The organism is Pseudomonas fulva NBRC 16637 = DSM 17717 (assembly GCF_000730565.1).
GTDB classification, from domain to species: domain Bacteria; phylum Pseudomonadota; class Gammaproteobacteria; order Pseudomonadales; family Pseudomonadaceae; genus Aquipseudomonas; species Aquipseudomonas fulva.
Window position 1 is genome coordinate 26,189 of the sequence record NZ_BBIQ01000017.1, and the last position, 12,693, is coordinate 38,881.

Annotated in this window: 11 protein-coding genes, 1 tRNA gene and 2 pseudogenes; 6 read left to right on the forward strand and 8 right to left on the reverse strand. The window is 60.3% G+C overall.

The features are described 5' to 3' along the window. Positions 1 to 5: 5 nt before the first annotated feature. From yacG to PFU01S_RS16420, 4 genes are read right to left on the reverse strand one after another with little or no spacing between them, the layout of a single operon-like run. Positions 6 to 206 carry a DNA gyrase inhibitor YacG gene (yacG, locus tag PFU01S_RS16405; protein ID WP_027915705.1) on the reverse strand — a complete coding sequence of 67 codons (201 nt, stop codon included), beginning with the start codon at positions 204 to 206 and terminating at the stop codon, positions 6 to 8. Then, a complete protein-coding gene (gene coaE, locus PFU01S_RS16410; RefSeq protein WP_027915706.1) occupies positions 203 to 826 on the reverse strand; it encodes a dephospho-CoA kinase in 624 nt (207 codons plus the stop codon). Before coaE ends, yacG begins: the two co-directional genes overlap by 4 nt. Then, a complete protein-coding gene (locus PFU01S_RS16415) occupies positions 823 to 1,692 on the reverse strand; it encodes a prepilin peptidase (RefSeq protein ID WP_027915707.1) in 870 nt (289 codons plus the stop codon). Before PFU01S_RS16415 ends, coaE begins: the two co-directional genes overlap by 4 nt. Before the next feature lies 1 nt (position 1,693). Beyond that, on the reverse strand, positions 1,694 to 2,902 hold the full coding sequence (locus PFU01S_RS16420) for a type II secretion system F family protein (protein WP_028688065.1): 1,209 nt from the start codon (positions 2,900 to 2,902) through the stop codon (positions 1,694 to 1,696). Positions 2,903 to 3,115: 213 nt separating this feature from the next. Between PFU01S_RS16420 and PFU01S_RS16425 the strand changes: the two genes are divergently transcribed. From PFU01S_RS16425 to PFU01S_RS16440, 4 genes and pseudogenes are all read left to right on the forward strand, one after another. Continuing rightward, the gene (locus tag PFU01S_RS16425) at positions 3,116 to 3,526 is read left to right on the forward strand and encodes a pilin (RefSeq protein WP_028688066.1); all 411 of its coding nucleotides are present in this window, start codon (positions 3,116 to 3,118) and stop codon (positions 3,524 to 3,526) included. A 70-nt stretch (positions 3,527 to 3,596) separates the two neighbouring features. After that, positions 3,597 to 3,672: transfer RNA gene (locus tag PFU01S_RS16430), tRNA-Thr, on the forward strand. Between the two features lie 624 nt (positions 3,673 to 4,296). After that, positions 4,297 to 5,696: pseudogene (locus PFU01S_RS16435) on the forward strand (PAAR domain-containing protein). Beyond that, positions 5,689 to 6,078, forward strand: coding sequence for a hypothetical protein (locus tag PFU01S_RS16440; protein WP_028688067.1), 390 nt, complete (start codon positions 5,689 to 5,691; stop codon positions 6,076 to 6,078). The pseudogene PFU01S_RS16435 and the gene PFU01S_RS16440 overlap by 8 nt, the downstream one beginning before the upstream one ends. Before the next feature lie 77 nt (positions 6,079 to 6,155). Here PFU01S_RS16440 and PFU01S_RS16445 read toward each other — a convergent pair whose 3' ends face one another. The 3 genes and pseudogenes from PFU01S_RS16445 to vapB form a co-directional block, all read right to left on the reverse strand. Next, entirely contained in the window at positions 6,156 to 6,677 is a 522-nt protein-coding gene (locus PFU01S_RS16445) for a cysteine hydrolase family protein (protein ID WP_028688068.1), read from the reverse strand. Between the two features lie 256 nt (positions 6,678 to 6,933). Continuing rightward, positions 6,934 to 7,335 (reverse strand): annotated as a pseudogene (vapC, locus tag PFU01S_RS21890) (type II toxin-antitoxin system tRNA(fMet)-specific endonuclease VapC). After that, positions 7,335 to 7,565: a type II toxin-antitoxin system VapB family antitoxin gene (vapB, locus tag PFU01S_RS16450; RefSeq protein ID WP_028688069.1), complete on the reverse strand. Its 231-nt coding sequence runs from the start codon at positions 7,563 to 7,565 to the stop codon at positions 7,335 to 7,337. Before vapB ends, vapC begins: the two are co-directional and overlap by 1 nt. A gap of 465 nt (positions 7,566 to 8,030) precedes the next feature. Between vapB and PFU01S_RS16455 the strand changes: the two genes are divergently transcribed. After that, positions 8,031 to 8,561: a P-loop NTPase family protein gene (locus PFU01S_RS16455; RefSeq protein ID WP_028688070.1), complete on the forward strand. Its 531-nt coding sequence runs from the start codon at positions 8,031 to 8,033 to the stop codon at positions 8,559 to 8,561. An 18-nt stretch (positions 8,562 to 8,579) separates the two neighbouring features. Here the strand turns inward: PFU01S_RS16455 and PFU01S_RS16460 are convergent, their stop codons facing one another. Then, entirely contained in the window at positions 8,580 to 10,538 is a 1,959-nt protein-coding gene (locus PFU01S_RS16460; RefSeq protein WP_042139693.1) for an ATP-binding protein, read from the reverse strand. Positions 10,539 to 10,749: 211 nt separating this feature from the next. On the opposite strand from PFU01S_RS16460, the gene PFU01S_RS16465 reads away from it, so the two are divergent. Then, positions 10,750 to 12,525: a sensor domain-containing phosphodiesterase gene (locus tag PFU01S_RS16465; protein ID WP_028688071.1), complete on the forward strand. Its 1,776-nt coding sequence runs from the start codon at positions 10,750 to 10,752 to the stop codon at positions 12,523 to 12,525. Positions 12,526 to 12,693 lie beyond the last annotated feature (168 nt).

The window sequence follows — 12,693 nt, forward strand, 5'->3', positions numbered from 1 at the left end:
AAGAATCAGTGACGAGGCTCTAGATCCCCCGAATACAATTCGTCTTCCGAGTCCTCGGCCCCGGGAATCTTGTGCTCCTCGGACGCCCAGGCGCCCAGGTCGATCAGTTTGCAACGGTCGGAGCAGAATGGCCGGAAGGTGTTCTTATCGTTCCATTCCACAGGTGCGCCGCAGGTCGGGCAATCGACGGTCAATGGCTGGCTCATGGCTGGCCTCCTCGTAAAGTCAGGTAAAAGTTGTGCAATCGGTCGATCTGCGCATGCAAATGGCCCAGGTCGCCGTCATTGACCACCACGTCATCGGCATGGTGCAGGCGTTCTTCACGCGGCAGCTGGGCCTGAAGAATGGCCTGCACCTGTTCGGCGCTGGTGTGGTCACGGGCAAGGGTGCGTGCTACCTGCAGTGTTTGCGGTACGTCGATGACCAGTACGCGCTGAGTTTTTCGATACTGCCCCGACTCGATCAGCAGGGGCGAGACATACACCGCATAGGGCGATTGCCCTTTGGCCAGGTAACTGAAAATCTCCTGGCCGATCAGCGGGTGCAGCAATTGCTCCAGCCATTTGCGCTGCGCCGGGTCGGTGAAGATCAACTGGCGCAGCGCGGCACGGTCAAGCTGCCCATCGGCCTGCAGCACGGCGGGGCCGAAGTGCTCGACGATGCTCGCCAGAGCCGGGCGTCCGGGCTCGACCACCCAGCGCGCCGCCTGGTCGGCATCGACCAGGTGCACGCCAAGCTCGACAAAGCGCTCGGCTGCGGCGCTCTTGCCGCTGCCGATGCCGCCGGTAAGGCCCAGAATCCAGGGTGTTGTGGCCGCTGTGGTCATTGGGATCCAAGCAGTTGCATGTAGGAGGGGGATATTTCATCATCCCAGAGCACGGCAATCCACCCTGCAATGGCCAGATAAGGCCCAAAGGGCATTGCCGCCCCCATGGCATGCCGACGCAACGCGATCAGGCACAGCCCTATGAATGCGCCTGCCACCGAGGACAGCAAAAGGGTTAGCGGCAATGCCTGCCAGCCACCCCAGGCACCGATGAGCGCCATCAACTTGAAGTCACCGTACCCAAGGCCTTCCTTGCCGGTCAGCAGCTTGAACGTCCAGTAGACGGCCCACAGGCTCAGATAACCCAGCACGGCACCCCATAGCGCATCGCCAAGTGGCGCGAACCCATCGCCAGCATTGACGATCAGCCCCAGCCACACTGCCGGCAGCACCAGTACGTCGGGCAACAGCTGGTGATCCGCATCGATCAGGCTCAGCGTCAGCAGGCACCAGGTCAGCAGCAGCGCGTAGAGCGCTTGCTCCGACGGGCCGAAGCGCCAGGCAATCGCCACCGACAACACAGTACAGGCCACCTCGACCAACGGATAGCGCACGCTGATTTGGCCCTTGCACCCCCGGCAACGGCCATTGAGTGCCAGGTAACTGAGCACAGGGATGTTCTGCCACGCACGGATGACGTGGTTGCATAGAGGGCAATGCGAGCCGGGCAACCATAGATCGAACCGCGCAGACGTACTCAAAGGTAACTTCAGCACCTCTTGCGCAGTGCGTCGCCATTGCCGCTTGAGCATGATCGGCAAACGATACGCCACGACATTGATGAAGCTTCCTGCCAGCAGACCGAGCAGCGCGGCCCAGGCGATGAAGTGCGCAGGTTCCATGCCCTGCAGTGTCCATACCGTCATATCAGATCAGGCTACCCAGTTGGAAAATCGGCAGATACATCGCCACCACCAGTCCACCGACCAGCACCCCCATCACCAGCACGATGGCCGGCTCCAGCAGACTGGCCAGCTGGTCCAAAGCCTGGCTGACCTGGTCCTCATAGTGGCTCGCAGCCTTGTCCAACATCTGGTCCAAGGTCCCGCTGGCCTCGCCGATCGCCGTCATTTGCACTAGCAAGGGAGGAAACACGCGTTCCTCGGCCATCGCCTGATTGAGCGCCCGACCGTTTTCCATTGCCTGCCGCAACCGCATCACCGCCTGCTCGTGAAGCTCACTACCGCACGCGCTGGCCACTGTGCCCAGCGCGTCCAGCAACGGTACCCCAGCCGCATAACTGGTCGCCAGGCTGCGGGCGAACCGTGCCAGCGCGGCCTGCCCCAATAGCGCCCCGAACACCGGCATTCTCAGCAGTTGCTGTGCGCACCATAGGCGTGTCGGTGCATGCTGGCGATACCGCTGGCGCCCTCCGACGCCCAGCAGCACCCCCACAAGCGCCATCCAGGGCGCCACCTGCCCGAACCCCGCAGACAGGTCTATCACCCACTGGGTGAGGGCGGGCAAGGCCGTACCCATGCCAGCGAACATCGACTCGAACTGCGGAATCACTTCCAGCAACAGAATGGTCGAAACCCCCAACCCTGTAAGGAACAGCAGAATGGGATAGGCCATCGCCTTTCGTACTTTCTTCTCAAGCGTACGCCGCTGCTCCAACATGCACGCCAACTGTTCGAGCTGCCGATCCAGCGTCCCCGACTGCTCACCTACCCGCACCAGATTGCAGTACAACCCATCGAACCAGTGAGGATGGCGCTGCAAGGCATCCGCCAGCCCCAACCCTGCGCCCAAGTCTTTTTTCAGCGCCAGCAGCACCGCCGCCTGCCCTTCGGGGCAGCCGCTACGGCTCATCACCTCGAACGCCTGCAACAAAGGCACCCCCGCTCGCAGCAAGGTTGCCAGCTGCCGACTGAAGCCCGCAGTGTCCGGCCTGGCCTGCCAACGCGGCCAGCTCAGTGCCAGCCCACCCGCTGGCCGTACCCGCGCCACCGTGATGCCCTGGCGAATCAGCGCAGCCTGTACATAGGCCGGGCTGCGCCCCGTGGTCTTGCCGCTGACGTGGGCGCCGCTGGCGTCCGTTCCCTGCCAGGTGTAGAGATGCGTAGATGACGTCATTCACATGTCCTTTTCGTCCCTGCGACAAGCCTGGAAACAGCTTGCCCCGTCCCTGGAAAGGCGCGCCTTTCCGATGGTCACTAGAGTAGTGCAGCGAGGGCAAAGCCCAAGCGGGCAGGGGTGACAAAAGGTGTCTGTTCAGGCCTACTGCGCCGCTGCCGGTCGAGGCAAGCCTGACCTCACTGAGTCTGCGTATCGAAAAGGAAATTGTTCATGAAAGGGCAACGCGGCATCACCCTGATCGAACTGATGATCGTCGTCGCGATCATCGGCATTCTGGCGACCATCGCCTTACCGATGTACACCAACCACCAAGCCCGCTCCAAGGCCGCCGCCGCCCTGCTGGAAATCAGCGCCCTGAAAACCGCGATGGACCTGCGCCTGAACGAAGGCCGCGACGTCACCGACGTCGCCAGCCTCGGCGGCCAGCCCAGCACCGCCCACTGCGCGATCACCGCCACCGGCAAGGCCACAGATGCCAGCGGCCGTATCGTCTGCACCCTGGTCGACGCCCCCGCGACCGTGTTGGGCAAGGCCCTGACCCTGACCCGCTCAGCGACCGGTTGGGCCTGCACCACCGACATCGAAACCGACCTCGCACCCAAAGGCTGCGCCGCGCCGTGAGGGTGGCGGAATAAATGAGCGGAAACAGGGGTTTGCGTAACGGGTGTAGCAGTGGTACGTTGCGCTACACGCCGGTGTAGCTCAGTCGGTAGAGCAGCGCACTCGTAACGCGAAGGTCGCAGGTTCGATTCCTGTCTCCGGCACCACATCCAGCTCCACTGCATTCCGCTGAATGCTTTGGAAGCCCTCTAAACCGGCCTTCTGGCCGGTTTTTCTTTTCCACGACCCTCCGTCGGGAACCAACAAAATCCCCAATAAACGGGGGTGTTTTTGGGGTACAGCGTCTTTCCTGAATGGAGAACGTACCCCTATGCCACGCCTAGCCATTCCGCTCAGCGACCTAAAATGCTGTACGGCCAAACCGCGTGATCGTGCATACAAACTGTTCGACGACGGGCGTATCTACCTATAAGTCGCGCCCAGTGGCTTGAAGACTTGGCGGCTGCGGTATTTCAAACCCAGCGGCAAGGAGGGCACGCTGATCGCTGCAAGATGCCAGCCCCGCGAAAACTTGGCGCTCACGTCCAACAACCGTTCTTCTGTTCCGCACCAGTATCACTTGGCCTATAGCGATGTCTCGCTAGCTGGCATCAATAGGAGCCCGCCTCATGCGGGTTTTTCTGTTGTGCGTAGCTCCCAAACCGCCAAGTCGTGCCCTAGTCCAAAATCCGCGTTACTCGTAGGAATCGTCTCGTTAGCTGCTTGAGGCCTCATTTGCCCCTTCTTAGCTGTTAGGTTCTCTCGATCCTACAATTCGCAAGGGACTCTAAATGCGCGTCAGTCTGGATGGGCTTGGCCAAGCAGTAGATGGTGATATGACCACCACAGGTGCAATTGCATCGCCACCGGGGAAGATTACCTCGACAAGGGGCGAATGGTCCTGAGGCTGGGGGATCCCACCACACCTTGTCCACTGTGCGGGCTGGAAGGAAAGGTCGTCGAAGGGGTTTGGCACTTCATCTCGGATGGCCAGCCAGTCGCGATGGATGGGGCGTTAGTTGATTGCGGTTGCCCAGAGGGTAGCAACCGGGTGGTGGCGCCTTTAGGGGAGATGCCCCCGCCGCGGCTACCGGTTGCCGTACGCATTAGCGTCGAGCCCGCTGGCCCTGGGAGCTCTAGCGCTTTAGCAGGGGCCTCGCCCGCCAGGGTTGGCGGATTGCCTGGGCAAATGCAGCCGGGATTCTATGTGGTGCCCCGGAGCATGTCGTTCCCGCAGATTCTGTTGGAGCTGGCTAGACATGATCCGACCTTGCCCATTTCGTACCTTCAACGCCTGAACCCGACTTTCGAGCAGGGGTTCAAGGCAGGGGAAATCTTCGTCATCGGCGATCCGGATAACGGTTATGCCTGCACCCAGGAGGAGGGCCAACTCATGGCAGCCGCTGAGCACGCGCGACGTTCCTTGGCTGTACTCGATTTTGCCGAGTCAGATTTCATGATGGAGTATCAGGCTGAAATTGCCGGACTGCTTAGTGACGCCAGTCTCGCAATGGGTGTGGGTAAGGACATGATGGATCACGGCCTTCGGCAGCTTCGCAGCACACTTGGCAATATCGAGCGTTTGCATCAGCAAGAATTTCTGCGCCATGGCCATCTGAATAGCCCATCGTTCTTCGCCGAGCGACGACTGTTATTGGAGCAGCTAAATGGTCAGCTGAAGGCGACTTTTCTTAATAAACATCTGAATCTTGGGGCTTACGAGAAGCTGAAGAAAAGCTTGAATATTTCCACCAGGAGCCTTGTGCATCATTGGTCGAAAGCCGGTGGGCCAGGGCATATTCCTGGATACGCCACATACTTGGACAAAGTGGCAAAACTTAGTAAGTACCTCAGGTATGGTGGGTATGTCGGAATTGGCTTAGGTGGGACATCGTCCTATCTGAAAGTCCAGGAGGCCTGCCGTGCAGGGGAAACAAAGGCCTGCAAAAAAATTCGTTTGTCTGAGGCAGGAGCTTTCACTGGGGGGCTAGTGGGAGGCACCGCGGGTGGCAAGATTGCTGGGATCACTGCGCTCGCTGTATGTGGGGTGTTCTCTGCGGGTACCGCGGGTCTCGGAGCTCCAGTGTGTGGCATTGCGCTGGTCGGGGGAGGGTCTTTAGCTGGGAGCATCGCCGGTGCGCAGGGCGGTGAGCAAGTGGGCGAGCTGATCTACGAATCACATTATGACTGAGTTCGAGAATTGGCCCGTGTGGCTGAAGTGGATAATGCTGGCATGTCCGTTCGTGATCTCGTCGGCCGGTTGTGCAATCAGTGCATTCATCGCGGGTACAAGACATTTCACTGTTGCAACCTCGGCTATCCAAAGTAATCCCGGCCTGGAACAGATGAAACTGTTTTTGGGCACGCGGCGCTTTCGCGCTCGGTGGCTGCTGATAACATTTCTTTGTGGAATACTCATTTGGCCTGGCATACACATGCGCAGGGGGCATCTGGACATTGAAGAATTCGAAAACTTTCCTGCAAAAATTAAGTTGGCTCTACAAATATCCTCGTGGCTGACGGCCTTCGGCTTCGCTTGGATGTGGGTGACCTACGCATTCATCAAGGCATGAACGTTGATGCCACGGCGGTCGTCGCTCTCGCGCAATGCGATTTTTAACCTCCGCCTAAGCAGGCATCACCGTACCAATCACTTAAAAGTCCAATCTCGCCCCAACACCACCTCACAAAACGCCCCCTCAAGCGTCGCATTATGATGCGCAACAATCTGCTCAGCCCGCATCTGCGCTGTATCCGTACAACTGTGTCCATCCGCAACCAGCACCGCTTCGAACCCGAGATCCCGAGCAGCCCTGCAGGTACTGTCCACACAGTACTGAGTCTTCATACCGCCAATCACCACCCCAGTCACCCCGAGTGCCCGCAAATCCTCAGCGAGCGCCGTCCGTGTAAACGCATTGGGCCGGTGCTTCTCGAACACCACCTCGCCACCCGCAAGCCTCAGTTCCGGCGCAAGTTGCGTCAACACACTGTCAGGCGCAATCGGCGAGCCAGCGGGGCCTACATGACGGGCGAGAAAGATCGGCGCGCCAGCATTGCGCGCCTTGTCCATCAGTTCGTTGACGGTTGCCAACAATGCTTCGCAACGCCAGGGCTTTTCCTGGCCATGCACCAACCCAACTTGAACATCCAGAATCAATAGCGCGTACATTCGTGCGTTTCCTTGCATGAGGCCATTGAGGCAAGGGCACAAAAAAGGCCCTGTCCATCGCTGGCGGGCCTTTGAAGTCTGTTCGCTATCTGCTCACGACACCTCGCACGCTCCGCCATGGGCGGTCGTGGTGGTGGTTGCGGTGGTCGAATGGTAGATGATCATTGCCCGACACTAGCAACACGGCGCTGCGCTGACAAGCGTGGTCGGATTCAACATCACTGCCCCATGAGATCCTTGCCACGGCCATCGATCATTATCGGATAACCCAGTCTTCGCTCCGCAGTCCAGGTACTCGCTCAAACTCACGACGGTTATTAGTGACAATAATCAGACCTTGTGAGCGAGCGTGACCAGCGATCATTTGATCGAAAGGGCCAATAGGCGTGCCCAAACGTGCCAATTCAGCACGGAGCTGTTCAGTGTGGGCGGCAGCGTTTCTATCATATGTAAGAACTTCCAAGCGCGCTGCCAGGTCTTCAACCGCTGCTAGATTACGCTCGGGATTCGAGGATTTCTCAGCACCATAAATCAACTCCAAAGTGACGGTGCTTATGCACATCTAGTCATGATGCCGCTTGAAGGCATCGCGTACTTAGATAGGACGGTTTTTGATAGTGAAAATACATATAGTTGTGTCGAGCATGAATTTGAGCATCAAAAACGCTCGCGCTCTTGATCAGCCGGCTGATCACGTTCTGTCATGAAATCTTCTGTAGGGGCTAAGTCGTCGAACCAGCTATCCCACGCTTCCCCGGCAGGTGTGATGATGCGTGTGCGCCCAATCGCGACGACGTCAACGCGCTTGACGTCTTCCGAAAATGCTGCAGCTTTGGGCAGTCTTATAGCTTGGCTACGATTACTCAAAAAAACGGCACCATGTTCCATACCTACCTCCAGAACATGGGAGAAGAAGTCACATGGGATGATAACGTGAGGAAGAGATATGGCAATGGGATATGGCAGATACTTACCCATCATTCCCAAGCGTCGAAGGATCAACCACCGCTCACGGCCTATCCTCGCTCGCGTTTTCCACAGCACAAGTTCTGATCATACTGCGCCCCGTCGCAGCGCACCGGTTCAGTTCCGTGGGAGGTACGCACCGTACCCTGGCACAGCGCTGAGCCTAGTGCTCGGCGGGGTAGCATGCCGCGCCGTGGGCGCTTCAAGCCATCCGAGCTCCATCAGGAGCCGGATGGCTTACCCGTATTCAGCATGTGCTGGCGTTGGCCTGCATGCACTCGACGGTGCGTCCCGGCTCTGAACCGTTCCATCCATTGCCTGCCAGCGCAACGCGGCTTTACAACACTGACCTGACGTTCAAAATGGCGGGCTGAAAAGGAGCCCCCAATGAAACGCGTCATGATCGTTGGTCAGCCAGGCGCCGGCAAAAGCACGCTTGCTCGCCAGCTGGGCGAGCGAACCGGCTTGCCGGTCGTGCATATCGATACCATTCACTGGCTACCCGGCTGGGTCGAGCGCAGTCGGGACGAAAAGACCCGCCTGTGCCATGAAGTGGAGGCGCGCGAGCGGTGGATTTTCGAGGGCGGGCATTCGGCAACCTGGGAGAACCGTCTTGCCAGGGCCGACCTGTTTATCTGGATTGACCGTTCCCTGACGGTCCGACTGTGGCGTGTCCTGGTCAGGACCTTGACCCAGTTGGGCCGCACACGTCCGGACTTGCCAGATGAATGCCCCGAGTCGCTACGCAACTTGCCTGGCTTCATCCGGTTCATCTGGTCCACGCGGCATTCTTCACAGGACAAGATCAAGCACCTGATGGCGACGGCGCCTCCCGGGTGTCAGGTAGTGCACCTGCGCTCCAACCGGCAGACGCGTCAGTTTCTGGCATCGCTCGATTCGCCGTCCCCTGGCATGTAGCGCGCGTCGACCATGGCGCTAGCGTCGTGTGGCCTGGTCCCGCAATGGGGGCGCATCCTGCGGGTCAGCGAGCATCCCTTCGACACACGCCTTGAACTGGCCGAGCGTGAAGGGCTTGGGCAGCAAGCGCGTATGCGGCTGCTGCTCGGCAAGGCTGGTCGGCGCCTCGATCAACCCAGAAATGAACAGCACCCGCACCGCTGGCACGAGCGCCTGCACCCCTTGGGCGATGTTGTCTCCCGTCAAGCCGCCGGGCAGGACCAGGTCGGTTACCACAAGCTGCAGGTCCTGGCACTGTTCGATCAGGTGCAGCGCATCGGCAGGATGAGTGACTTCGATTACGTCGAAACCCAGCTCCTGCAAGGCTTCGCTGACCAGCTCCCGGATCGCGCCCTCGTCTTCGATCACCAGTGCACTGCCGCGGTGGTCGGTGCGGGCCGCCAGGGTGGCGTGCGTGATCGCTGTGACACTGGACGAAACGGACTCAAGGTGGACGGGCAGCAGCAGGCTGACTGTGGTGCCGCTGCCCATCACCGACTCGATCACTGCGGTGCCGCCCGCCTGGCGAGCGAAGTCCCTGACCATCGACAGCCCCAGACCCGTGCCCGACCCCAGCGGCTTGGTGGTGAAGAACGGTTCGAAGGCCCGCTCGGCAATGCTGGCCGGCATCCCCAGACCCGTATCGGTGACGCTCACCTGAATGTATTCGCCAGCGCGTAGCCCAAGCTGCTCCAACTCAGCCGTGCCGCTCGTCACCTTGCTGACCCGCACCTGCAAACGGCCCCCTTGGGGCATGGCGTCACGTGCGTTGATGCACAGGTTCAGCAGCGCATTTTCCAGTTGATGAGGGTCGCAGTAGCACAAGGCTGGCGACGGATGCGGGCTGAGCTGAAACTCGATCTTGGGTGTAAGGGTTCTGGCCAGCAGCTCTTTCATGTCGTCCACCAGCAGCACCACATCGACCGTGGCGCTGGCCAGCGGTTGTCGTCTGGCGAAGGTCAGCAGGCGGTGGGTGAGGGTGCTGGCTTTGCGAGTGGCAGTTCTGGCCAACGACAGGTAACGACCCAGCTCGTCGTGCCGGCCTTGCGCCAGGCGTTGTTCGATCATGTCCTGCGTGCCGGTGATCACGGTCAGCAGGTTGTTGAAGTCATGGGCCAGGCCGCCGGTGAGCTGGCCGAGCGCTTCCATCTTCTGGCTTTGCTGCAGTTGCTGGCTGACCTGCTCGAACGCCTGCTGCCGCTCGCGGTACTGGGTGACGTCCCGCGCCACGGCGAAGTAACGGCCCTCGAACTTGGCTATGCGCCAGTTGAGCAGCAAGGGTTGGCCATCGCTGCGCACGCTCTGGGTGTCGAGCTCGACGATGGGCTTGTGGTTGAGCTCACGTAACGCGTTCGCCAATTGCGCGGGGGAGATGAAACTGTAGAACGTCCCAGCCTTGAGTTGCTCTTCAGTGAAGCCCGTTTCTACCTGCCATGCCGGGTTCACCGACAGCACCTGACCGTTTTCGGACAACGTGCAGATCAGGTCGGGGGACACGTTCCACAGGCTGTCGCGCTCACCCGTTCGGTGTTGCACTTGCTGCTCGAGCGTTTCATTGAGCCGTTCCACGGCGCTCAGGTTACGCCTGAGCGAAGCACACACCACTGCCATGGCGAAGGTCACCACGCCAAAACTCAGGCTGTTGGCCCATGTGGTCCAGTCAGCATCGAAACCCAGCGGTCCGATGAAGAAATACTGGGCGATCAGCACCGCCATGATGCAGCCCAGCAGTGACGGGCCTGCGCCGAACCAGAACCCGATCAGCATCAGGCCAGGAATGAAAAACAGGTACGGGAGCGCGGCAGGCGACATCTGCGCGCGCGCCAGGGAGCACGCAGCGATGATCAACGCGGCGCCCACGTAGCGGCTGGCCGTGCTCGGCTTGGCACGTCGCAGGCGTTGCAGGATGGCGGTAATCCTTTCTTTGAACCAGGCCAAGGCTGACTCCGTAACAGGCTGAGCATCATCTATGCAATCTGCCGTGCCAAGCGCGGCTGACAGCCTTTTAGGCTAGCTGACCGCAGGCGTCCAATAGATTTTTTGGCCGACCACCGGTGGGGGCGCTCAATTGTCGAGAGAAACCGATCACAGCTAAGCTGGCAATGTGCCTTATGGGCTAGAATTTGCTGTTACCGCGACCGGAGTTTTCATGGACAACTTGACGACCCTTCGAGACGAGCGCTTGCGCCTGGTTGAAGTGGACCGCCTTACATCGGACCTGGCAAATGGAGAGGATCCGGTGCTCAACGGCGTCGTCAACATGCTCTGTGCGCACTTCGACGTCCCGACCGCGCTGGTCAGCATCGTCGACCGCGATTACCAGGTATTCAAGGCCAAGATCGGCATGGCCGACGACCGCACGCCGCGCGAAATGTCCATCTGCGCCCACGGCCTGCGCCAGGAAACGCTGCTGGAGATCTGCGACACGCTGCAGGATCCCCGCACGGTGGATAACCCCCTTGTGCAATCGGCCCCCCACATTCGCTATTACGCCGGCGCGCCGCTGATCGTTCGGCCAGGCGTCAGCCTGGGTGGGCTGTGCATCATCGACCATGCCACGCGCGAAGCCTTGTCGGAGCGCGACCGTAACCTGCTGACCAACGCCGCCAACGTGGTGGTGGCCCGGCTGCAATCGATCCACCGGCAGAACTTCTACGATCCGATGACCGGGCTGCCCAATCGGCGGCGCTTCGAGACGGACTTCAAGGAAGGTGCCGTGACGGCCGGGCAGGTGGCTGTTTTCATCGAGCCGGTGTCGGCTGCGGGTATGGACCGGCTGTTCAAGGCGCTGGGTATCGAGTTCTTTACCGATTTCATGCTGGCAGTCAAAGAAGTGCTGCTCACGGCACTTGTGCCCGGTTGCCGCCTTTATCGGGCCAGCACCCTTGGCTTCATGACGGTCATCGATGCGTGCGATACCCGCTTTCTCGCCGGTTGGCTTCAGACGCTGGTGGCTTCGCTCAGTGGGCCGCTGCGCAGCGGTCACATACCGGTTACGCCGGATGTTGGCATCAGCGTCCTGACGTTGGGTGTGGACGCCAGCGCCTCGTCGGACATCCTGCGGCTGATGGCCAGCATGACCGACACCGCTCGCAAGAGCGAGCAGCGCTGGTTGGCGTACGACCCGGTGGTGGACGCGAACCTGCGTCGCAACACCGCCATACTCAACGCCCTGGAAGCCGCACTGCTGGCACCGGACCAGTTGAGCCTGGCCTACCAGCCCAGGATCGACCTTGGCAGCAACCGCTGCGTGGCGGTCGAGGCGCTCTTGCGCTGGACGCACCCGCAACTGGGTGTGATCAGCCCTGCCGAGTTCATTCCGCTGGCAGAAACCACCGCTTCCATCCGCGGCATCACGCGCTGGGTCGTGGAGCAGGTGTGTCGTCAGATCGCCCAGTGGCAGGCCAGCAACGTGGTGTTGCAGGTCTCGCTGAACATCTCGGCCCTGGACCTGGGTGATGGCCAGTTGTACGAAGATGTCACCCGAGCGCTGGCCCGACACCAGGTCCACCCGAGCCTGGTGGAACTTGAGTTCACCGAAAGCGCCCTGGTGGCCGATTTCGATGCCGTGCAGGAACAGCTCCAGCGCTTCCGCGCCCTGGGTATCTCGATTGGCATCGACGATTTTGGTAGCGGCTACAGTAACTGGATCTACCTGCGCAAAATCCCCGCCACCAGCGTGAAGCTCGATCGCTCCCTGCTGGCCGAACTGCAGCCAGGCGGTAACGACTGGCACATCGTGCGCGGGTTGGTCAGCCTGCTGCGTGACCTGCGCCTGACGGTAGTGGCCGAGGGCGTGGAGACGGACCTGCACCATCATGTGCTACGGGGATGGGGCTGTGATCAAGGACAAGGCTATTATTACGCAAGGCCCCTCTCGGCAGATGACCTGGCGACATGGTTGTGTCAGCCGCGGCAAGCCTGACGTTGTGTGAAGCAGCACTCGGTGTGCGCTGCCTGACAGCGCCTGTTCATTCCCAACAGTTGTCATCCGCAATGACGAGGATCGCCATGTTCAACAAAGCGCTTAGGGATGAGGTCGAGGCACTCAAACGGGAGCTTCATGGGCTCAGGGCTGCGCAACAGAGCAGGT